20 protein-coding genes and 1 pseudogene are annotated in these 21,659 nt (G+C 71.8%); 13 read left to right on the top strand and 8 right to left on the bottom strand.

Annotated elements, in window-relative coordinates; translation table 11 throughout:
* Positions 1–136: 136 nt before the first annotated feature.
* From ABZ154_RS03015 to ABZ154_RS03000, 4 genes are all read left to right on the top strand, one after another.
* Positions 137–1,558 (top strand): citrate:proton symporter, encoded by a 1,422-nt coding sequence (locus tag ABZ154_RS03015; RefSeq protein ID WP_356828465.1) that lies wholly within the window; start codon positions 137–139, stop codon positions 1,556–1,558.
* Between the two features lie 412 nt (positions 1,559–1,970).
* Positions 1,971–3,386 carry an ABC transporter ATP-binding protein gene (locus ABZ154_RS03010; RefSeq protein ID WP_356828463.1) on the top strand — a complete coding sequence of 472 codons (1,416 nt, stop codon included), beginning with the start codon at positions 1,971–1,973 and terminating at the stop codon, positions 3,384–3,386.
* Positions 3,387–3,539: 153 nt separating this feature from the next.
* Entirely contained in the window at positions 3,540–4,934 is a 1,395-nt protein-coding gene (locus tag ABZ154_RS03005; protein WP_356828461.1) for an aldehyde dehydrogenase family protein, read from the top strand.
* A 34-nt stretch (positions 4,935–4,968) separates the two neighbouring features.
* Positions 4,969–6,048: a Zn-dependent alcohol dehydrogenase gene (locus tag ABZ154_RS03000; RefSeq protein ID WP_356828459.1), complete on the top strand. Its 1,080-nt coding sequence runs from the start codon at positions 4,969–4,971 to the stop codon at positions 6,046–6,048.
* Here ABZ154_RS03000 and ABZ154_RS02995 read toward each other — a convergent pair.
* From ABZ154_RS02995 to ABZ154_RS02985, 3 genes and pseudogenes are all read right to left on the bottom strand, one after another.
* A pseudogene (locus ABZ154_RS02995) lies at positions 5,960–6,471 on the bottom strand (polyphosphate kinase 2); the annotation flags it as partial. The gene ABZ154_RS03000 and the pseudogene ABZ154_RS02995 sit on opposite strands and share 89 nt — an antisense overlap.
* A 19-nt stretch (positions 6,472–6,490) precedes the next feature.
* Positions 6,491–7,474 (bottom strand): DMT family transporter, encoded by a 984-nt coding sequence (locus ABZ154_RS02990; protein WP_356828457.1) that lies wholly within the window; start codon positions 7,472–7,474, stop codon positions 6,491–6,493.
* A gap of 190 nt (positions 7,475–7,664) precedes the next feature.
* Positions 7,665–8,354, bottom strand: a complete 690-nt coding sequence (locus ABZ154_RS02985; protein ID WP_356828455.1) for a TetR/AcrR family transcriptional regulator C-terminal domain-containing protein — start codon at positions 8,352–8,354, stop codon at positions 7,665–7,667.
* A 90-nt stretch (positions 8,355–8,444) separates the two neighbouring features.
* Here ABZ154_RS02985 and ABZ154_RS02980 point away from each other — a divergent pair, with 90 nt between their 5' ends.
* From ABZ154_RS02980 to ABZ154_RS02970, 3 genes are all read left to right on the top strand, one after another.
* Positions 8,445–9,596 (top strand): acyl-CoA dehydrogenase family protein, encoded by a 1,152-nt coding sequence (locus ABZ154_RS02980; protein ID WP_356828453.1) that lies wholly within the window; start codon positions 8,445–8,447, stop codon positions 9,594–9,596.
* 121 nt (positions 9,597–9,717) lie between these two features.
* Complete coding sequence (locus tag ABZ154_RS02975) at positions 9,718–10,008, top strand: YiaA/YiaB family inner membrane protein (RefSeq protein ID WP_015607581.1); 291 nt, start codon at positions 9,718–9,720, stop codon at positions 10,006–10,008.
* 88 nt (positions 10,009–10,096) lie between these two features.
* The gene (locus tag ABZ154_RS02970; RefSeq protein WP_356828451.1) at positions 10,097–10,723 is read left to right on the top strand and encodes a TetR/AcrR family transcriptional regulator; all 627 of its coding nucleotides are present in this window, start codon (positions 10,097–10,099) and stop codon (positions 10,721–10,723) included.
* Between the two features lie 29 nt (positions 10,724–10,752).
* On the opposite strand, the gene ABZ154_RS02965 is transcribed toward ABZ154_RS02970, so the two are convergent.
* On the bottom strand, positions 10,753–11,214 hold the full coding sequence (locus ABZ154_RS02965) for a MaoC family dehydratase (protein ID WP_356828449.1): 462 nt from the start codon (positions 11,212–11,214) through the stop codon (positions 10,753–10,755).
* 134 nt (positions 11,215–11,348) lie between these two features.
* On the opposite strand from ABZ154_RS02965, the gene soxR reads away from it, so the two are divergent.
* Positions 11,349–11,834 carry a redox-sensitive transcriptional activator SoxR gene (gene soxR / locus ABZ154_RS02960; protein ID WP_356828447.1) on the top strand — a complete coding sequence of 162 codons (486 nt, stop codon included), beginning with the start codon at positions 11,349–11,351 and terminating at the stop codon, positions 11,832–11,834.
* 21 nt (positions 11,835–11,855) lie between these two features.
* Here the strand turns inward: soxR and ABZ154_RS02955 are convergent, their stop codons facing one another.
* Together ABZ154_RS02955 and ABZ154_RS02950 are read right to left on the bottom strand one after the other, a co-directional pair.
* Positions 11,856–12,596: a 3-keto-5-aminohexanoate cleavage protein gene (locus tag ABZ154_RS02955; RefSeq protein WP_356828445.1), complete on the bottom strand. Its 741-nt coding sequence runs from the start codon at positions 12,594–12,596 to the stop codon at positions 11,856–11,858.
* Positions 12,597–12,693: 97 nt separating this feature from the next.
* Positions 12,694–13,317 (bottom strand): hypothetical protein, encoded by a 624-nt coding sequence (locus tag ABZ154_RS02950; RefSeq protein WP_356828443.1) that lies wholly within the window; start codon positions 13,315–13,317, stop codon positions 12,694–12,696.
* Positions 13,318–13,594: 277 nt separating this feature from the next.
* Here ABZ154_RS02950 and ABZ154_RS02945 point away from each other — a divergent pair, with 277 nt between their 5' ends.
* Positions 13,595–14,077, top strand: a complete 483-nt coding sequence (locus tag ABZ154_RS02945; RefSeq protein WP_356828441.1) for a GNAT family N-acetyltransferase — start codon at positions 13,595–13,597, stop codon at positions 14,075–14,077.
* 63 nt (positions 14,078–14,140) lie between these two features.
* Here the strand turns inward: ABZ154_RS02945 and ABZ154_RS02940 are convergent, their stop codons facing one another.
* The gene (locus tag ABZ154_RS02940) at positions 14,141–15,424 is read right to left on the bottom strand and encodes a DUF1343 domain-containing protein (protein ID WP_356828439.1); all 1,284 of its coding nucleotides are present in this window, start codon (positions 15,422–15,424) and stop codon (positions 14,141–14,143) included.
* 233 nt (positions 15,425–15,657) lie between these two features.
* On the opposite strand from ABZ154_RS02940, the gene ABZ154_RS02935 reads away from it, so the two are divergent.
* From ABZ154_RS02935 to ABZ154_RS02920, 4 genes are all read left to right on the top strand, one after another.
* Entirely contained in the window at positions 15,658–16,452 is a 795-nt protein-coding gene (locus tag ABZ154_RS02935; protein WP_356828437.1) for an SDR family oxidoreductase, read from the top strand.
* On the top strand, positions 16,449–18,134 hold the full coding sequence (locus ABZ154_RS02930; protein WP_356828435.1) for an AMP-binding protein: 1,686 nt from the start codon (positions 16,449–16,451) through the stop codon (positions 18,132–18,134). The genes ABZ154_RS02935 and ABZ154_RS02930 overlap by 4 nt, the downstream gene beginning before the upstream one ends.
* Before the next feature lie 49 nt (positions 18,135–18,183).
* On the top strand, positions 18,184–18,777 hold the full coding sequence (locus ABZ154_RS02925; RefSeq protein ID WP_356828433.1) for a TetR/AcrR family transcriptional regulator: 594 nt from the start codon (positions 18,184–18,186) through the stop codon (positions 18,775–18,777).
* A 271-nt stretch (positions 18,778–19,048) separates the two neighbouring features.
* On the top strand, positions 19,049–20,386 hold the full coding sequence (locus ABZ154_RS02920) for a M28 family metallopeptidase (RefSeq protein WP_356828431.1): 1,338 nt from the start codon (positions 19,049–19,051) through the stop codon (positions 20,384–20,386).
* 52 nt (positions 20,387–20,438) lie between these two features.
* On the opposite strand, the gene ABZ154_RS02915 is transcribed toward ABZ154_RS02920, so the two are convergent.
* On the bottom strand, positions 20,439–21,653 hold the full coding sequence (locus ABZ154_RS02915) for an acyl-CoA dehydrogenase family protein (protein WP_356828429.1): 1,215 nt from the start codon (positions 21,651–21,653) through the stop codon (positions 20,439–20,441).
* Between the last annotated feature and the right edge of the window lie 6 nt (positions 21,654–21,659).

Raw genomic sequence — 21,659 nt, 5'->3', positions numbered from 1 at the left:
CACTACGTTGACCTGGGGTTTTGCTCGTATTGCTCACGCGTCAACGTCTTGTTAACTCTTCTGGGAGGCCCCTAACGTCGTCCGGACCGACCGCCGAGACCGGTGGGAGTCCAAGGATGAACGTTAGGTATCCCCCATGCTGACAATCCTCGGCTTCGCCATGATCGCGACCTTCCTGGTCCTGATCATGACGAAGAAGATGTCGCCGATCGCGGCGCTGGTACTGATCCCCGCACTGTTCTGTGTGGCCGTCGGGCAGGGAGCGAAGCTCGGCGACTACGTCATCGACGGCGTCGGCAACCTGGCGCCGACCGCCGCCATGCTGATGTTCGCCATCGTCTACTTCGGCGTGATGATCGACGTCGGCCTCTTCGACCCGATCGTCCGGGGCATCCTGCGGTTCTGCAAGGCGGACCCGATGCGGATCGTCGTCGGTACGGCGGTGCTCGCCGCGATCGTCTCGCTGGACGGCGACGGTTCCACCACCTTCATGATCACCGTCTCGGCGATGTATCCGCTCTACAAACGCCTCAAGATGAGCCTCGTCGTGATGACCGGTGTGGCGGCCACGGCGAACGGCGTCATGAACACCCTTCCCTGGGGCGGCCCCACCGCCCGGGCCGCGACCGCGCTGAAGCTGGACGCCTCCGAGATCTTCGTCCCCATGATCCCGGCGCTGGCCGTCGGACTGCTCGCCGTTCTCCTGCTCTCGTACGTGCTGGGCCTGCGCGAGCGCAAGCGTCTGGGCATGCTCACGCTGGACGAGGCGCTGGTACGGGAGCCGGAGCAGGAGGCCGTCCTTGCGGGGGCGGGCTGCGCAGGCGAGGACCGCCCGCGCAAGGGCTCCGGCGGCTCGGGAGCGGGTGCGGCGGGCCTCCCGGACGGCGAGGAGAACGCGGACGGGGACGACGAGGAGCTGAAGGGCCTCGACCCGGACCGGCCCACCCTGCGGCCCAGGCTCTACTGGTTCAACGCCGGTCTGACCGCCGCCCTGCTGACGGCGATGATCATGGAACTGATGCCGATCCCGGTGCTCTTCCTCCTCGGCGCCGCCCTCGCCCTGACCGTCAACTTCCCCCATATGCCCGACCAGCGGGCCCGGATCGCCGCCCACGCCGACAACGTCCTCAACGTCTCCGGCATGGTGTTCGCCGCCGCCGTCTTCACCGGCGTCCTCACCGGCACCGGTATGGTCGAGAACATGGCCGACTGGGTCGTCGGCGCAGTCCCCGACGCGATGGGCCCGCACATGGCCATCGTCACCGGTCTGCTCAGCCTGCCGCTCACCTACTTCATGTCCAACGACGGCTTCTACTTCGGTGTCGTCCCCGTCCTCGCCGAGGCCGGCGCGGCCCACGGCGTCTCCCCGCTGCAGATCGCCCGCGCCTCCCTGGCCGGCCAGGCCCTGCACATGTCCTCGCCGCTGGTCCCCGCCGTCTACGTCCTCGTCGGAATGGCCAAGGTGGAGTTCGGCGACCACACCCGGTTCACCGTCAAGTGGGCGGTGCTCACCTCGCTCGTGGTGCTCGGGGCGGGCATCCTCTTCGGCACGATCTGATGTCACCCGCACCGGTGGGCATCGTCACCGGCTCGGCCAGGCCGACGCCCCCGCCGCCGCGGGCCTGATCGCGGGTACGGCGGGGGCGTCGGCCCCGTTCGCGCTGCTGGAGGCCTGTCGCTGGCCGCGGCGGGTCTGGGCCTGCGCGGCGGACGAGGGGCCGGGGCCACTTCCCTACCGCCGGAGCGCGCGCCCGTACGCGAACGGGACCGGAACCGCGCCTGACGCACCAGCCCCGCCCAGCAACGGTCGCGCCGCCCCGCCCAGCAACGTAACCACCCGCCCCACCCAACCCCGTACGTCTCACACGTCCCAACCTTCGCGCGAGTCATTCCCACACCTCGCCCGGTGGGCTAACTTCCCCCACAGCCGCTCCCCACCGCGACGCACACCTTCATCCCGGGGACACCTCATGACGCGCGCCATCTCCCTGCACCACGTCAGCAAGAGTTACGGCCGGGACCGGCGGGCCGTCGACCGGTTCACGCTCTCCATCGACCCCGGCGAGTTCGTCGTCCTGCTCGGCCCCTCCGGCTGCGGCAAGTCGACCGTGCTGCGCATGATCGCGGGCCTGGAGGAGATCAGCGAGGGCGAGCTGCTGCTCGACGGCGAGTTCGCCAACCACTTCCCGCCGCGGACTCGCGGTATGGCCATGGTGTTCCAGAACTTCGCGCTGTACCCGAGCATGACGAACCGCGCCAACATCGGCTTTCCGCTGAAGCTGGAGAACCCGCGCGAGGACAACAGCGCCCGGATCGAGGCCACGGCCCGGATGCTCGGCATCGAGCACGTACTCGACCGCTACCCCGCTCAGCTCTCCGGCGGCGAGCGCCAGCGTGTGGCGATGGGCCGGGCCATCTCGCGCAGGCCCTCCGTCTTCCTGATGGACGAGCCGCTCTCCAACCTGGACGCCAAGCTCCGCAACCATCTGCGCGCCGAGATCGCCCTGCTCACGCGGGAACTGGGGGTGACCACCGTGTACGTGACGCACGATCAGGCCGAGGCGATGTCCCTCGGGGACCGGGTGGCCGTGATGCGCGGCGGCGTCCTCCAACAGGTCAGCCCTCCCCGTGAGGTCTACGCGCTGCCCGACAACGTCTTCGTGGCCGCATTCATCGGCACCCCGCGGATCAACCTCCTCCAGGCCGTCGTCCACGCCCCGCTGGAGGGGCGGATGTCGATCGACCTCGGTCGGCAGCGGCTCGCCCTGCCCGAACCCCTCAGCCCCGACCACCAGTTGCTCCGCATCCAGCAAGGCCGCCGGATCATCGTCGGGCTGCGCTCGGAGGCGGTCCGGATCGCCCCGCCCAGCCACGCCCGCCCCGGCGAGGTGGCGCTCAGCGGGATCGTCGAGCACGTCGAGTACCAGGGGCACGAGGCGCTGGTGCACCTCAACACCGGTTCGCAGGCCGCCATCGTCCCGGACCTCGAATCGGCCCAGCCCCGGGCCATGCCCCGCCGCCGCAGGGCCGCAGCGGGCCGTTCCGGCGGCGGCCGAGGCGGCCGAGGCAGCCTCGGGGTGCAGGGCGGCGAAGGCGGCCACGGCGGTCCCAGTGTCCTGGACCGGCTGAAGGGGCGGGCCGGGGCGCGGATCAGCGGCCCGGTCATCACCCTCGACGAACCCGCCCCGGACCCGACGGCGGTCCGCACCCCGGACCGGCCCTCCGTGATCTCCGGCGACCTGGTGGTGCGCACCGGCCCCGACATGCGGCTGCGGACCGGCGGTCAGGTGCCGCTGCTGGTGGACCTGGCACACCTGTACGTCTTCGATCACTACGGCCGCCGCATCTGCCCGCTGCCGCAGGACGTGCCCGGCCTGGACGGCTGAGCCATCCCTTCGGGCCGGCGCGCGCCTCCCGGCGTGACCGGCGTCTCCGGGAGCTCCCTGGCGCCAGAAAACTAACGGCGCTAGTTTGGGCGGGTGCGAGGGCACCTCGCACCCGCCAGAGCGCCGGCACAGCCCGTCCGGGAGGAAACAGCCATGAAGGCCCACGACCAGATGTACATCGGCGGCGCGTGGCGGCCCGCCGTCGGCCGGGACACGATCGCGGTCGTGAACCCGGCCGACGAGCAGCTCATCGGCCACGTGCCGGCGGGCACGGCCGAGGACGTCGACGCCGCGGTGAAGGCCGCCCGCGCCGCGTTCCCCGGCTGGGCCGCCACCCCGCCCGCCGAGCGCGCCGCCCGTCTCTCCGCCCTGAGCGACGCGCTGGCCGCCCGCAAGGACGAGCTGGCCGAGACGATCACCGCCGAGCTCGGCTCGCCGCTGCCGCTCTCGCAGATGGTCCACGCCGCCGTGCCCGTCATGGTCGCCGCCTCGTACGCCGAACTGGCCGCCTCGTACGCCTTCGAGGAAAGGATCGGCAACTCCACCGTCCTGCTGGAGCCGGTCGGCGTCGTCGGCGCGATCACCCCCTGGAACTACCCGCTCCACCAGATCGTCGCCAAGGTCGCCCCCGCGCTCGCCGCCGGCTGTACGGTCGTCCTCAAGCCGGCCGAGGACACCCCGCTCACCGCCCAGCTCTTCGCCGAGGCCACCGAGGCCGCCGGGCTGCCCGCCGGGGTCTTCAACCTCGTCACCGGCCTCGGCCCGGTCGCCGGCCAGGCGCTCGCCGAGCACGAGGACGTCGACCTGGTCTCGTTCACCGGCTCGACCGCCGTGGGCAGGCGGATCGGCGCGACCGCCGGAGGCGCCGTCAAGCGCGTCGCCCTCGAACTCGGCGGCAAGTCCGCCAACGTGATCCTGCCCGGCGCCGACCTCGCCAAGGCGGTCAACGTCGGCATCGCCAACGTGATGACCAACTCCGGCCAGACGTGCAGCGCCTGGACCCGGATGCTGGTCGACTCCGAGCGGTACGAGCAGGCCGTGGAGCTGGCGGCCCATGCCGTGCTCAAGTACGCCCCCGGCGAGCGGGTCGGCCCGCTCGTCAACGCCAAGCAGCAGGCCCGGGTGCTGGGTTACATCCAGAAGGGGGTGGACGAGGGTGCCCGGCTGGTCGCGGGCGGCCCCGCCGCGCCGCTGGAGTCCGGCTACTACGTCAGCCCGACCGTCTTCGCCGACGTCACTCCGGACATGACCATCGCCCAGGAGGAGATCTTCGGTCCGGTGGTCTCGATCCTCCGCTACGAGGACGTGGACGACGCCCTCCGTATCGCCAACGACACCGTGTACGGGCTCGCGGGAGCCGTGTGGGCGGCCGACGACGAGGAGGCGGTGGCCTTCGCCCGCCGGATGGACACCGGACAGGTCGACATCAACGGCGGCCGGTTCAACCCGCTGGCCCCCTTCGGCGGTTACAAGCAGTCGGGCGTGGGCCGCGAGCTGGGGCCGCACGGTCTGGCGGAATACCTCCAGACCAAGTCGCTCCAGTTCTGATCCCCGTAAGCCCTTCACGACAAGGAGCCTGTTCGTGGTCCGCGCCGCCGTACTGCCCGCCGTCGGAGCTCCGCTGGAGATCACCGACATCGTCCTGCCCGAGCCCGGACCCGGCCAGGTGCGCATCGCGCTCGCCGCGGCGGGCGTCTGCCACTCCGACCTGTCCCTGACCAACGGCACCATGCGCGTGCCGGTGCCCGCCGTCCTCGGCCACGAGGGCGCCGGTACGGTCCTGGCGGTCGGCGAGGGCGTCGCCCATGTCGCCCCCGGCGACGGCGTGGTCCTCAACTGGGCGCCCTCCTGCGGGGCCTGCTTCCACTGCGGGATCGGCGAGGTCTGGCTCTGCGCCGACGCCCTGAAGGGGACCGCCAACCTCCACGCCCGTACGGCCGGCGGCACCGACCTCCATCCCGGCCTCAACGTGGCGGCCTTCGCGGAGGAGACCGTCGTCGCCGCGAACTGCGTGCTCCCGGCCCCCGACGGCATCCCGCTCACCGACGCCGCCCTCCTCGGCTGCGCGGTCCTCACCGGCTACGGGGCGATCCACCACAGCGCCAGGGTCCGCGAGGGCGAGAGCGTCGTGGTCTTCGGGATCGGCGGCGTCGGCCTCGCCGTGCTCCAGGCGGCCCGGATCGCGGGCGCCTCCCGGATCATCGCGGTCGACGTCTCCCCGGCCAAGGAGGAGCTGGCCCGGCAGGCCGGCGCGACCGACTACGTCATCGCCTCCGCCACCACCCCGCGCGAGATCCGGAAACTCACCGGCGGCCAGGGCACGGACGTCGCCGTCGAGTGCGTCGGCCGGCCCGCGACCATCAGAGCCGCGTGGGAGTCCACCCGGCGCGGCGGGCGTACGACGGTCGTCGGGATCGGCGGCAAGGACCAGGAGGTCACCTTCAACGCCCTGGAGATCTTCCACTGGGGCCGGTCCCTGACGGGCTGCGTCTACGGCAACAGCGACCCGGCCCGCGATCTGCCGGCCCTGGCCGACCACATCCGCGCGGGCCGCTTCGACCTGTCGATGATGGTCACCGAACGCATCGCCCTGGACGGCATCCCCGTCGCCTTCGACAACATGATCGCGGGCAAGGGCGGCCGGGCGCTGGTGGTGTTCTAGAGCGCTGACAGTAGTCGGCGGTCCGGGGCGTCGACGTCACCGGGCTCAGTAGCCTGGCGTCATCTCGCCCTCCTGGAACAGCCGGGAGGCCGGGCCCACGGTCAGCGGGTCCGGCACTCCGACCGACTCCGGGTCCTTGCCCGGAGGTCGACGCGGTCCGCACGTGCCGGATCGCCTCCAGCCGGGCCCGCTCCTTGTCGTTGGTTGCTCCTCACCACCGTCCCGGGCTCGTTGCGGGAGACGGAGACCCGGAACGTCACCAGGTGGATGCCGTCCCGGGGGAGCATCCGCTCGAACCCGGGCGCCTGGTGCGTGCACTCCACGTACTCACCGGTCGTGCAGAATCCCCTCACCCGCTCCACCCCGGCCCCGTTGAACCAGGAGCGGGTCGAACAGCGCGATCTCCCCGGCGCTCGGCGGATGCGGCGTCCCGTTGCGGTCGCTACGGTCGCCGTGCGACCCGGTACTCCGCGTCATGACGGTCTCCCTCCGCCGGCCGGGCCGGATTTCCGCGCGTGGGCCCGGTCCGCTGACGGCTCCGGGAGACCGCCACCCCTGCCAGGCAGAGCAGCCCGCCGAGGACGCCGAGCAGGGTCGGCACCTCGTCCAACAGCACCCACGCCATGAGGACCACGATCGCCGGGACCGCGTACGTGGTGGCGCCCATCCGGCCGGCGGTGGTCCGGGCCAGCGCGTAGCCCCAGGTTGTGAAGGCCAGCGCGGTCGGGAAGACGCCCAGGTAGATCATGTTCAGCGTGGCGGACATCGGCGCGTCGGCCGCCTCGGAGATCAGCACCCCGGTGAACGGCAGGCAGGCGACGGCGCCGATCAGGCAGCCGAAGGTGTTGATCTGGAGCGAGGAACCGTAGGCGAGCGCCGGCTTCTGGCTCACCACCCCCAGCGCGTACACCACCGCGGCCAGCAGGCAGAGCGCCACGCCCAGCACGGACGAGCTGCCGTGCCCGGACATCGCGAGGCCGACGACGACGGCGCCGGAGAACGAGATGCCCATGCCCAGCAGCAGACGGCGGGGCAACCCCTCGCCGAGCATCCTGGCGCCCATCAGCGCCATCAGGATCGGCCCGATGTTCACCAGCATCGCCGCCGTCCCGGCGTCGACCTCCTGCTCGCCCCAGTTCAGCGCCACCATGTAGAGCCCGAACCACAGCACCCCGGACGTGACGATCCCGCGCCAGGCCCCCCGGCCGGGCAACCCTTCCCGGCGTACGAGGAGGATCGCCCCGAGCACCAGGACGCCCGCCAGCAGCCGCCCGAGGGCCAGCGCGCCGGGGGAGTAGGCCTCGCCCGCACTGCGGATGGAGACGAAGGCGGAGGCCCACAGGACCACGGTGGTGCAGGCGGCGGCGGTGGCCCGCCAGGAACGGGCGGGTGCGGAGGGGGGCGGGGCTGTCGGGGGCGTCGTCATGGCCACGACCGTATAGCCGAACCGCTTCGGCCCCTCACCGAATTGTCGGGGACCGTCAATCGACGCCACCCCCGGCCCGTGCGCGCGCCCCCATCGACGCCCGCCACCCCCGGCCCGTCCGGCGTCCGAGGACGGAAGCCCGCCACCCCCGCCCGATCCGGATACCGAGGCGCCCGGGGGCCAGCATGCGTCAAGGACGGTCCGGTGCCGGCCCAACCGTGGCCGTCGCCTCGCCCACCGGCCGCGCGTACTCCGCGTACTGAATCGCCAGCCCGTCCAGCAGCGCCCGCAGCCCCGTCTCGAAGGCCCCCTCGTCGACCTGGCGGCGGTGGTCGGCCAGCAGGTGCGCCTGGCCCAGGTGCGGGTAGTCGGACGGGTCGTACGCGCTCTCGTCGTCGACGAACCCGCCGGCGAAGGAGCCCAGCGCCGACCCGGTGATGAAGTACCGCATCAGGGCCCCGATCCGGGTGGCCTGGGCGGGCGGCCACCCCGCCCCCACCATCGCCCCGAACACGGCGTCGGCGACCCGCAGCCCCGCCGGGCGGCGCCCTGGCCCCCGGGCGAGGACCGGCACGATGTGGGGGTGCGCGGCGAGGGCGGCCCGGTAGGAGAGCGCCCAGTCGTGCAGGGCCTCCCTCCAGTCGCGGGGGTCCGACGCCTCGAACATCGACAGGTCGACCTGGATGGAGACGGCGTCGGCGACCGCGTCGAGGATCTCGTCCTTGTTGCGGAAGTGGTTGTAGAGCGAGGGCCCGCTGACCCCCAGTACGGCTGCCAGCCGGCGCGTGGAGACGGCGTCGAGCCCTTCGGCGTCCACGAGTGCGCTCGCCGCCTCGACGATGCGGTCTCTGCTGAGGAGGGGCTTGCGCGGTCGGGCCATGCGGCTCATAGTAGGCGCTGCGAACCAGAAACTAGCAGTGCTAATTAAGTGGCGCGCGGGAGCGGCGCACGAGAAGTGGGGTGGCGCGCGATGAACCTGGAGCTGAGCCAGGAGCAGGAAGCCGTCCGGCGGCTGGCCGAGGAGTTCGTGGCCCGTGAGGTCACGCCGCACGTCGTCGCGTGGGACCGGGCCGAGAATGTCGACAGGTCGATCGTGAAGAAGCTCGGCGCGCTCGGCTTCCTCGGCCTCACCGTCTCCGAGGAGTACGGCGGCTCCGGCGGCGACCACCTCGCGTACTGCCTGGTCACCGAGGAGCTCGGCCGTGGCGACTCCTCCGTGCGCGGGATCGTCTCCGTCTCGCTCGGCCTGGTCGCCAAGACCATCGCGTCCTGGGGGAGCGAGGAGCAGAAGCGGCAGTGGCTGCCCCGGCTCACCTCCGGCGATGCGATCGGCTGCTTCGGGCTCACCGAGCCCGGTACCGGCTCGGACGCCGGGAACCTCGTCACCAGGGCCGTACGCGACGGCGGTGACTACGTCATCAACGGCACCAAGATGTTCATCACCAACGGCACCTGGGCCGATGTGGTGCTGCTCTTCGCCCGCACGAACGATGCCCCCGGTCATCGAGGCGTCTCCGCGTTCCTCGTCCCCGCCGACACCCCCGGCCTCACCCGCCGCACCGTCCACGGCAAGCTCGGCCTGCGCGGCCAGGCCACCGCCGAACTGGTCCTCCAGGACGTCCGCGTACCTGCCACCACCCTCCTCGGCCCCGAGGGCAAGGGCTTCACCGTCGCCATGTCGGCCCTCGCCAAGGGCAGGATGTCGGTGGCGGCGGGCTGCGTGGGCATCGCCCAGGCCGCTCTGGACGCCTCCGTGCGGTACGCCGGTGAGCGCGAGCAGTTCGGAAAGGGCATCGCGGGCCACCAGCTCGTGCAGGAGCTGCTCAGCGACATCTCCGTGGACGTCGAGGCGGCCCGGCTGCTCACCTGGCGGGTCGCCGACCTCGTCGACCGGGGCCAGGAGTTCGCCACCGCGGCCTCCCAGGCCAAGCTGTACGCCTCCGAAGCCGCCGTCCGCTGCGCCAACAACGCCATCCAGGTCTTCGGCGGCTACGGCTACATCGACGAGTACCCGGTCGGCAAGCTGCTGCGCGACGCCCGCGTGATGACGCTCTACGAGGGCACCAGCCAGATCCAGAAGCTCATCATCGGCCGCGCGCTGACGGGCGTATCCGCGTTCTGACGGGCGTATCCGCTCTCTGACCGCGACTGCCGCCACTCCGGCAGGCTCGTACGTGTGTCTGAGTACCCGACTGAGTACGGGCGCGGATGTGGCACACGCCACGCCGGCCGATGCTGAGCCCATGAGTGACACGACATCGGTCAAGCAGCAGAGCACAGCCGCCTTCTACGGCCAGGCCGTCGCCTCCTTCCTGGTGGCGATGGGCGCGGTGGCCCTCGGTATCTTCTTCCTCGACGCCGACGCCTGGGTGCGCGGCTTCCTCGCCATCGGAGTGCTCTACCTCGTAACCTCATGCTTCACCCTGGCCAAGGTGATCAGGGACCGGCAGGAGGCCGGGCAGATCGTCAGCCGGGTCGACCAGGCCCGGCTGGAGAAGATCCTCGCCGAGCACGACCCCTTCCAGAAGCTCTGAATCCGCACCGCCCCATGAGATGCCCCTAAGCGCTTGCTCAGGTTCGGGGTATGGTGTTCGTCCTGTTGACGGAGAGGGGCCCTGGGCGATGAGTGCGGCGGAGGAGACGGGCGACGACGCTCCCTGGGGCGAGGTCACGCCCGAGGCGGCCAGGCGGCTCCTGGTCGCCGCGGTCGACGCTTTCGCCGAGCGCGGCTACCACGCGACCACCACCCGCGACATCGCCGGCCGGGCCGGGATGAGCCCGGCCGCGCTCTACATCCACTACAAGACGAAGGAAGAGCTGCTCCACCGGATCAGCAAGATCGGCCACGACCGGGCGCTCCACCTCCTCCAGGCCGAGGCCGACCGGGACGGCACGGCCGCCGATCGGCTCGCCGGAGCCGTACGGTCCTTCGTCCGCTGGCACGCCGAACGCCACACCACCGCCCGGGTCGTCCAGTACGAACTCGACGCCCTCGGCCCCGAGCACCGCACCGAGATCGTCGAACTCCGCCGCAGGAGCGACGCGGTGGTGCGCCGGATCATCAGCGAGGGGGTGGAGGCGGGGGAGTTCGACGTCCCCGACATCCCCGGCACCACCCTCGCCGTGCTGTCCCTCTGCATCGACGTGGCCCGCTGGTTCAACGCCCAGGGCAGCCGCACGCCCGACGAGGTGGGCGCGCTCTACGCCGACCTCGTCCTGCGGATGGTCGGAGCCCCCCCTCAGCCCTGAGGCAGGTCTGGGCCCCGGCGCGGTGCGGGTCAGAAGTAGTAGCGCGACACCGACTCGGCCACGCAGGCCGGCTTCTCGCTGCCCTCGCGCTCGACCGTGACGAGCGCGGTGATCTGGACGCCGCCCCCGGCCTCCTCGACGCTCGTGAGCACCGCGGTGGCCCGCAGCCGTGAGCCGACCGGGACGGTGGAGGGGAAACGGACCTTGTCGGTCCCGTAGTTGATGCCCATCTTCATGCCCTCGACCCGCATCACCTGCGGCACCAGCGCGGGCAGCAGCGAGAGCGTCAGATAGCCGTGCGCGATGGTCGTGCCGAACGGCCCCGCCGCCGCACGCTCCGGATCCACATGGATCCACTGGTGGTCGCCGGTCGCCTCAGCGAACAGGTCGATCCGCTTCTGGTCGACCTCCAGCCAGTCACTGTGTCCGAGCTGCTCGCCCACTCCGTCGCGCAGCTCCTGTGCGGACGTGAAGATCTTCGGCTCTGCCATGTTCCGGGTCCCTGCCTTCCGGCTCGCCGCGCCGTCCGGCGCGATGTCTAAGCGCTTGCTCAGCATCCTTGCGCGATGGCTTCCTGTCAACGATCGGGGGTGGCGTCCGCCGGGGGAGCAGTAGGGTCTGAGGAGTGCCACAGATCCCACAGACACTCCACGAACTCTCGGTCGGCCAGCTCTCGGCGCGCAGCGGCGCCGCGGTCTCCGCTCTGCACTTCTACGAGTCCAAGGGCCTGATCAGCAGCCGCCGCACCAGCGGCAATCAGCGCCGCTACTCGCGCGACGCCCTACGCCGCGTCGCCTTCGTGCGGGCGGCCCAGCGCGTCGGCATCCCCCTGGCCACGATCCGGGACGCCCTCGCCGCACTGCCCGAGGAGCGCACACCGAACCGGGAGGACTGGGCCCGCCTCTCCGAGGCCTGGCGCCAGGAACTGGACGACCGGATCACGCAGTTGCAACGGCTGCGCGACCATCTGACCGACTGCATCGGCTGTGGCTGTCTGTCGCTGGAGAACTGTGTGCTGTCCAACCCCGACGACATCTCCGGCGAACGGATCACCGGCTCGCGCCTGATGCCCGAGCGCAGGCGTGACCCGGCGGAGGAGGAGCACGGCTGACCCGGGGCCGGCTGACACCGCCTAGGACGCCGCCCGCCCGCCCCCGGCCGCCGCCTCCCGTAACCTCACCGCCGCGGTGACCAGTTCCGCGTTCGAGCGCGCGGGGCGGCCGTCCGGCAGCACCGTCACGTCCTCCGCCCCGATCCGTGTTCCCAGGCGGAGCCGGAAGGCCAGCGCCGCCACCGGCCACGCGCCGCCGTCCTCCCCGTGCAGCAGCACCGGGCGGCCGTGCGCGGTGCCCAACTCGGCGAGGAGCAGCCGGGCCGAGCCGGTCGCCGTCGCCGGGTCGGTGTCGGTGACCTCGGCCAGCACCCGCAGGACCCGGGGCGCCACGGGGGAACACCGGAAGAGGCGGTGCCCCTCCGTGCCCGACCAGAGCCCGGCCTCCACGCCCACGCCCCGCTCCAGCAGTGCGGCGGCCAGCTCCTCGGCGCCCGGCTCGTGCCAGTTCACCGAGGCGTGGTCGGGCAGCACCGTCCACTCCCGTACGCGCTCCACCCGGCGTCGCGGATCCGGCTCGGCCCAGGCGCCCGTCGTCACCCCGACCGGGACGCGCACGGCCGCCCGTATCGCCGTCAGCGTCGCGGCCACCACCCGGGGCGAGAGCGTGTCCTGCCCGCAGGGGGTCCGCGGATGCACATGGATGTCGGTGGCACCGGCAGCGACGGCCTCGGCCGCCGACCGGGCCAGTGCTTCGGGGGACAGGGGCACGGCCACCGAGGCATCCGCGCCGCGCCGACCGTTCAGGCAGACCTGGATCATGTCCCCGATGGTGACATCCGCCACTGACAACGGGCCGGGAACGTCCTTCCGACAGCTCGCGAACCTCGGGTCCTCCCAACGAGCTCGGGGACCGGTCCTACGCCGCTGCCGCCGCGGCGAGCCTCCGGTGCCGTACGAGCCGGGCCCTGGCCAGCGTGCGGTCCGTCAGCACCGGTTGCGGCACCGCGATCCCGCACGCCGTGCACACCGGACCCGACCACGGCTCGTGCCCGCGCTCCCGCTCCTGCCGCCACTCGATCCCGGTGTCCGCACAGACCGGGCACGCCGAGCCGGGGCCGGAGCCGAGCGCCGCGATCAGCCGGCGCAGCACCTCGGCGAGCGGCTCGCTGGGGTGGACCCCCGGATCCGCGCAGCGCGCCACCCCGTGGCCGCCCCACGTCCTGCGGTGCCAGTCGTCGAAGGCGCCGGGCCGCCGCAGGCCATCGTGCTTCTCGCGCCGCCGCCGCTCCGCGAACCCCGCCTCATAGGCGAGCCAGATCGCCCGCGCCTCCTCCAGCTCCTCCAGGGCGCCCACCAGGCGCGCCGGATCGGGTGCCCGGTCCTCGGGATCGATCCCGTGCCGGGCGCACAGATGGTCCCAGGTCGCCCGGTGACCGTACGGGGCGAACCTCTCCAGGCACTTGCGCAGCGAGTACCGCCGCAGCGCCAGATCGCCCAGCGGATCGCGGACCTGTCTCGCTAGACTCCGGAAACCGGCCATGTCTGCCACCTCCGTCGTTCGTCCATCGGCGTCAAGGAGTGGACGTACGCCTGCCCGTTTCGGCTCCATCGAAAGATGGAAACCGTCCATTGGCTGAGACTCCCCATGTCGGACGGGGACCACGGACAGAAGCGGAACGGCGCGCGGACGGGTGGTGCGAGGGCGCGCGGCCGTGCGGTGGGCTGTCGGCGCTCCGTCACCCGGAGGCCGTGCGCACCCACCCGCCGATCAGGAAAATCGGTGGCCGGGCCCCGGGCGGGTGCGGTTGGGTGCCCGGATGACAGCAGTCTCTCCTCGCCTGGAAAAGGTCACGCCCGACACGGTGCTCGACGCCTGTCGGCTGGAAGTCGCGCCCGGGCAGCGAAAATTCGTCTCGCCGGTCGCGCAGTCCTTGGCCGAGGCCTATGTGCACCCCGATGTCGCCTGGCCCCGGCTGGTCTGTGACGGCGACCGCATCGTGGGCTTCGTGATGGCCTTTTTCGACGTCACGTTCGACTACGACGCCGACGTGCCGGACGCCCCACGGCGCTCCGGCCTCTGGCGGCTCGCCGTCGCCGCCGGTGAGCAGGGCCGCGGGTACGGACGGTTCGCGGTGGGCGCGGTGAACGAGGAGATCCGCCGGCGCGGCGGATCGCTCTCGACCGTGACCTGGCATCCCGGCGAGGGCGGGCCGGAGGAGTTCTACCTCCGGCTCGGCTACCGCAAGCGCGGCCTGACCGACGACGGCGAGTACCTCGGCGACCTGGACCTCACGGGCTGAGAAGGGTGGCGGGTGCCCACCCGTGGGCACCCGCCACCCGGTACGGGGGCGTCTCCCGCACTACTACCCCCCGTACCGCAGATACCTCCGCCGCTTCGCCCGGAACGCCGTCAGGTCCGCCTGCCAGGCGTCCACCACCGCGTCGGTGTCCGCCCCCGCGTCGATCATGGTGCGGACCCTGGTGTTGCCGGTGAGCTTGTCGATCCAGTTGTCCGGGCGCCAGGCGAACCCGCTCCACGTCCGCTTCGCCGTGACCAGCAGGGCGATGCCCGTGCGGACCGGGTCGAAGGCCTCCCGGTCCTGGACGTGCACCTGCACCCCGCCCACCGTCTTCCCCTGGAACTTGGAGAACGTCGGCGCGAAGTACGCCTCGCGGAAGGCGACCCCCGGCAGCCGCAGTGAGTTCACGCCGGCCGCCCAGCGGTGGTCGATGCCCTCCGCGCCCAGCAGCTCGAACGGCCGTGTGGTGCCCCGGCCCTCGGAGAGGTTCGTGCCCTCGAAGAGACAGGTGCCGGAGTAGACGAGGGCCGTCTCCGGCGTCGGCATGTTCGGGCTCGGCGGCACCCACGGCAGCCCGGTGTCGTCGAAGAAGTCCGAGCGCCGCCACCCCGACATCGTCACCACCTCCAGCCGCACCGGGTTCTCGTGCAGGAACTCCGCGTTGAAGAACAGCGCCAGCTCCGCCATCGTCATCCCGTGCGCCTGGGCGATCTCCCGGCGGCCGACGAACGTGGCGAACGCCGGATCCAGCACCGGCCCCAGTGCCGCTCGCCCGGTCACCGGGTTCGGCCGGTCCAGCACCACCAGGCGCTTGCCCGCGAGCGCGGCCGACTCCATGCAGTCGTACAGCGTCCAGATGTATGTGTAGAAGCGCGCGCCCGCGTCCTGGATGTCGAAGACGACCGTGTCCACGCCCGACGCGGTGAAGATGTCCGCGAGCGGCCGCCCGCTCTTGAGGTACGTGTCGTAGACCGGCAGCCCGGTCGCCGGGTCGTCGTAACGTCCCTCCGAACCGCCCGCCTGCGCGGTCCCCCGGAAGCCGTGCTCGGGGCCGAAGACGGCGGTCAGGTCCACCCGGGAGTCGGGGTGCATCACGTCGACGATGTGGTGTAGGTCGGCGGTGACGCCGGTCGGGTTGGTGACGACGCCGACCTTCTGACCCCGCAGCAGCCTGTAGCCGTCGGCCGCCAGCCGGTCGAAGCCGGTGCGCACCCGGGCGCGACCGTGCCCGTTTCCGTATCCGGGGCCACGTTCGGCAGCGGCGGCTCCACCGGTGCCGGCCGCTGTCGCCGCGAGCGCTCCCAGGGCACCTCCGGCGGCCAGCACACCACGTCGGGACAGGCTCATTCCGCTACCTCCATGATCGCGCCGCACTGTCATGGCCACGCACGCTAGCGCGGGTACGGGCCGCACGGAACGAGCCGGGCCGCGCGGATTCCCCGAGCCGGGACCGCCGCCCCTGCCGACCTGGCCCGGGTTCCCTCCCCAGCCCTTCCCCGCCCCTTTCCCGACCACATACCGACCGGTTAGTCTGCCCGTGCAGGCAGGCCGGAGAGCAGACGTACGGAAGGCGGACGGCGATGGACGCGGCGAGTACGGCAGGAACGGCGGATAAGGTGCGGGGCGCCGGCGTAGTGGTCACAGGGGCTGGAGGCGGCATCGGCGCCGCTCTGGCCCGCAGGTTCGCCGAGCAGGGCGCACGGGTCGTCGTCAACGACCTCGACCTCGCGCGCATCGAGCCGCTCGCGAAGGAGATCGGCGGCACCGCCGTCGCCGGGGACGCCTCGGGCATCGTGGAGGCCGCCCAGGAAGCGCTGGGCGGCACGGTGGACGTCTACTGCGCCAACGCCGGACTCGCCTCGCCCGGTGACGCGTTCGCCGACGAGGAGGTCTGGGCCGCCGCCTGGGACGTCAACGTGATGGCCCACGTCCGGGCGGCCAGGGCCCTGCTGCCGCAGTGGCTGGAACGCGGCAGCGGGCGCTTCGTCACCACCGCGTCCGCCGCCGGACTGCTGACGATGATCGGCGCGGCTCCTTACAGCGTCACCAAACACGGGGCGGTCGCCTTCGCCGAGTGGCTCTCGCTCACCTACCGCCACCGCGGCGTCAAGGTTCACGCGATCTGCCCGCAGGGCGTACGGACGGACATGCTCACCGCCGCCGGTTCGGCCGGTGAGCTGGTGCTCGCCCCCGGAGCCATCGAGCCGGACGCCGTCGCCGACGCGCTGTTCGACGCGATGGCGGCCGACCGCTTCCTGGTCCTGCCGCACCCGGAGGTGGCCGGGTACTACCAGGCCCGCGCCGCCGACCCCGACCGTTGGATCGGCAACATGAACCGCCTCCAGCAGAAGTGGGAGGGGGTGAGCGGCGCGTGAACGACACCCGCTGCGCCGGCTCCCTCTACGCGGCCAAGCCCTGGCTCGCCCTCCTCAGCGAGGCCCAGCGGGCCCCCGTCACCCCGCCCCCGACCGTGCTGCACGCCTTCCGGGACGCGGTCGGCCGGGCCCCGGAAGGCCACCCGGCCCTCGCCTACTTCGACGGGCGGCTGACCTACCGCGAGACCGACACGCTCTCCGGCTCTGTGGCCGGACACCTCGCCGCCCGGGGCCTGCGGCGCGGCGACCGGGTCGCGATCATGCTCCAGAACAGCCCGCACTTCGTCCTCGCCCTCCTCGGCGCGTGGAAGGCGGGGGCCACCGTCGTACCGCTGAATCCGATGTACAAGTCCGGCGAGGTCGGGCACGTACTGAAGGACGCCGGGGTCACCGCGCTGATCTGCCCGGACCGGGCCTGGGCGGCCTACCTGCGGGAGACCGCCGAGGCCGCCCCGGAGCTCACCATCGCGCTGACCGCCTGCGAGCTGGACCTCCAGAGCGTGAACGACCCCCGCGTCCTCGGGTTCGAGCGGCTCCCCGCCCCCGGCCCCGACGACCTCGCCGACGACCTGCTCACCGTCGCCCGGGCCGGCCACGCGCCCCCGGACGGCCGGGAGCCCACCGCCGAGGACGTGGCGCTGATCAGCTACACCTCCGGGACCAGCGGCACCCCCAAGGGCGCCATGAACTCCCACGCCAACATCATGGTCAACGCCGAGCGGCAGCGCACCGGGCATCCCGTGGCCGAGGGCTCCGCCTACTTCGCGCTCGCCCCGCTCTTCCACATCACCGGCATGGTCTGCCAGCTCGCCGCCTGCGTCGCCAACGCGGGCACCCTGGTCCTGGCCTACCGCTTCCAGGCGGGCGTCGTCCTCGACGCCTTCACCACCCACCGCCCCGCGTACACGGTCGGCCCCTCCACCGCCTTCATGGCCCTGGCCGCCCATCCGGACGTCACCCCGGACCACTTCGCCTCCTTCCAGGTCATCTCCTCCGGCGGCGCTCCGCTGCCGCCCGCGCTGGTGGAGAAGTTCCGCGCCGGCTTCGGCCCGTACATCCGCAACGGCTACGGCCTCACCGAGTGCACCGCCCCCTGCGCCTCGGTCCCGCCCGAGCGTGAGGCCCCCGTGGACCCGGCCTCCGGCACCCTCTCCGTCGGTGTGCCCGGCCCCGACACCGTCGTACGGATCCTCGACGAGACGGGGCAGGAAGTGCCCTTCGGAGAGCAGGGCGAGATCGCGGTGCGCGGCCCCCAGGTCGTCTCCGGCTACTGGAACCTCCCCGAGGCCACCGAGGCCGCCTTCCCGGACGGCGAGCTGCGCACCGGCGACATCGGGTTCATGGACGCGGAGGGCTGGCTCTACGTCGTCGACCGCAAGAAGGACATGATCAACGCCTCCGGCTTCAAGGTCTGGCCCCGTGAGGTGGAGGACGTCCTGTACACCCACCCGGCGGTGCGCGAGGCGGCCGTCGTGGGCGTGCCCGACGCGTACCGCGGGGAGACCGTACGCGCCTATGTCAGTCTGCGTCCGGGCACATCCGTCGAACCGGGCGAGCTGGGGACGTACTGCAAGGAAAGGCTCGCCGCGTACAAGTATCCGCGCGAGGTGGAGATCCTGACCGAGCTGCCGAAGACGGCGAGTGGGAAGATCCTCAGGCGGGAACTGCGTTCCTCCCGTTAGAACCTCGTCGAAACAGCGAACGCACAGTATGAAAGGCAGGTGGCGGCTCATGGCCAAGGCGACGGAGCAGAACGGCGCGCCCGTCCCCCAGAGGCTGCTGGCCGCCGCCACCCGGCTCTTCGCCGAGCGCGGGTACGACCGCACCTCGGTCCAGGAGATCGTCGAGGCGGCGGGTGTCACCAAGGGGGCGCTCTACCACTACTTCGGCTCCAAGGAGGATCTCCTCCAGGAGGTCTACGCCCGGGTGCTGCGGCTTCAGCAGGAGCGGCTCGACGCCTTCGCGGACGCCGAGGCGCCGATCGAGCAGCGGCTGCGCGACGCGGCCGCCGACGTGGTCGTCACGACCATCGACAACCTGGACGACGCCGCGATCTTCTTCCGCTCCATGCACCACCTGAGCCCGGAGAAGAACAAGCAGGTACGGGTGGAGCGCCGCCGCTACCACGAGCGGTTCCGGGCGCTGATCGAGGAGGGCCAGCGCAGCGGGGTGTTCTCCACCGCCACCCCGGCCGACCTGGTGGTCGACTACCACTTCGGCTCGGTCCACCACCTCTCCACCTGGTACCGCCCGGACGGCCCGCTCAGCCGTGAACAGGTCGCGGGCCACCTCGCGGATCTGCTGCTGCGGGCGCTGCGCCCCTGACGCCCACCCACCCGGACCGGCCCTGAACTCCGCACTGTTCAGGGCCGGTTCCGTGCCTTCAAACGCGGTTCGGCGTTCGTTAATAGAACTGACATGTCCGTTTTCCGCTCTTGACGGAACACTGTCACCTCATTGACCATCGGTCACGCGTCGCACGGGCCACCGGTCCCGCGGTGCGCACCACCAGCTCCAGGACCCGGCCGTACGTTCCACGCGGCCAGGTGCCCCCCGCACGTTCCGTCAGTCCCCGAACGGAATCCGGAGCCCCACCATGAGAACGAACCGCCTCACCCTGCGCAGATCCCCGGCGGCCGTCGCCGCCGTCGCCCTCGCAGCCCTTCTCGGGACCGCCGCGCCCACCGCGCAGGCCGCCCCGGCGACGACCACGGCGACCGCCGCCGTCGCAGCGCCCGACATACCCCTGGCCGGCGTCAAGGCCCACCTCACCCAGTTCTCGACGATCGCCGCGAACAACGGCGGCAACCGCGCCCACGGCCGCCCCGGCTACAAAGCGTCCGTGGACTACGTGAAGGCCAAGCTCGACGCGGCCGGATACACCACGTCCCTCCAGCAGTTCACCACCAGCGGTGCCACCGGCTACAACCTCATAGCCGACTGGCCGGGCGGTGACCCGAACAAGGTCGTCTTCGCCGGAGCCCACCTGGACTCCGTCTCCTCCGGCGCCGGGATCAACGACAACGCCTCCGGCTCGGCCGCCGTCCTGGAGACCGCCCTCGCCGTCTCGCGCGCCGGCTATCAGCCCGACAAGCACCTGCGGTTCGCCTGGTGGGGTGCGGAGGAGCTGGGTCTGATCGGCTCCAAGCACTACGTCAACAACCTGCCGGCCGCCGAGCGTTCGAAGATCTCCGGCTACCTCAACTTCGACATGATCGGCTCGCCGAACGCCGGCTACTTCGTCTACGACGACGACCCGGTCATCGAGAAGACCTTCAAGGACTACTTCGCGGGCCTCGGCGTGCCCACCGAGATCGAGACCGAGGGCGACGGCCGATCCGACCACGCCCCGTTCAAGGCGGCGGGCGTCCCCGTCGGCGGACTCTTCACCGGCGCCAGCCGGACCAAGACCGCGGCCCAGGTGCAGAAGTGGGGCGGAACGCAGGGCCAGGCCTTCGACCGCTGCTACCACACCTCCTGCGACACCACGGCGAACATCAACGACACCGCCCTGGACCGTAACAGCGACGCCGCCGCCCACGCGATCTGGACCCTCTCCGCGGGCTCCACGGGCGAGCCGCCCACGGGCACCGTCTTCTCCAACGACGCCGATGTCGCCATCCCGGACGCCGGGGCGGCCGTGACCTCCTCGGTCACGGTCTCCGGCCGGACCGGCAACGCGCCCGCCGCACTCCAGGTGGGCGTGGACATCAAGCACACCTACCGCGGCGACCTCGTCATCGACCTGCTGGCACCGGACGGCACCGCCTTCCGGCTGAAGAACTCCAGCAGCGGCGACTCCGCGGACCACGTCAACACGACGTACACCGTCAACGCCTCCGCCAAGGTGGCCAACGGCGTCTGGAAGCTCCGGGTGCAGGACATCGCCCGGTACGACACCGGCTACATCGACAGCTGGAAGCTCACCTTCTGATCGTGCGGCGCTCCCGGCGTGGCCCCCTCCCTGGGAGGGGGCCACGCACGGTTCACAGATACCGCTTGATCTCCCGCCGGGCCAGCGACCGCTGGTGCACCTCGTCCGGGCCGTCCGCCAGCCGCAGCGTCCGCGCCGATGCCCACAGCTCCGCCAGCGGGAAGTCCTGGCTCACCCCGCCCGCCCCGTGCAGCTGCACCGCGGAGTCCAGGATGTCCACCACGGCGCGCGGGGTGGCGATCTTGATGGCCTGGATCTCTGTGTGCGCGCCCTTGTTGCCCACCGTGTCCATCAGCCAGGCCGTCTTCAGCACCAGCAGCCGCAGCTGCTCCACCGTCACCCGGGCGTCCGCGATCCAGTTCTGCACGACGCCCTGCTGGGCGAGTGGTTTGCCGAACGCCGTACGTTCCACCGCCCTGCGGCACATCAGCTCGATGGCCCGCTCCGCCATCCCGATCAGCCGCATGCAGTGGTGGATCCGCCCCGGCCCCAGCCGCGCCTGGGCGATGGCGAAGCCGCCGCCCTCCTCACCGATCAGGTTCGCCGCCGGCACCCGCACGTCGTGGAAGACCACCTCGGCGTGACCGCCGTGGGAGTGGTCCTCGTACCCGTACACCCGCATGGCGCGCCGCACTTCGAGACCGGGGGTGTCGCGCGGCACGAGGATCATCGACTGCTGGCGGCGGATGTCGGTGCCGTCCGGGTCCGTCTTGCCCATCACGATGAAGACGGCACAGTCCGGGTTCATCGCCCCGGAGATGTACCATTTACGGCCGTTGATGACGTAGTCCTCACCGTCCCGGACGATCCGGGTCTCGATGTTCGTCGCGTCGGAGGACGCCACATCCGGCTCCGTCATCGCGAACGCGGAGCGGATCTCCCCGGCCAGCAGCGGCTCCAGCCACTGCTTCTTCTGTTCGTCGGTGGCGAACTGGAAGAGCACCTCCATGTTCCCGGTGTCCGGGGCCGCGCAGTTCAGCGCGGTCGGCGCCAGGTGCGGGGAGCGGCCGGTGATCTCCGCGAGCGGCGCGTACTGGAGGTTCGTCAGCCCGGCCCCGTACTCCGCGTCGGGCAGGAAGAGGTTCCACAGCCCCTGCCGCCGCGCCTCGGCCTTCAGCTCGTCCACGACGGCCGGGGTGTCCCACGGCGAGGCGAGCAGCGCCCGCTGTTCGTGGTCGGTCTTCTCGGCCGGGTGGACGTAGTCGTCCATGAAGGCGAGCAGCTTGTTCCGCAGCTCCTCGGTACGGGCGTCGAATGCGAAGTCCATGGGTGT

The sequence above is a fragment of the Streptomyces sp. NPDC006261 genome (genome assembly GCF_040613515.1).
GTDB lineage: Bacteria > Actinomycetota > Actinomycetes > Streptomycetales > Streptomycetaceae > Streptomyces.
Note: the sequence above shows the minus strand (reverse complement) of the source record. Positions and strands in the feature narration are given on the sequence as shown.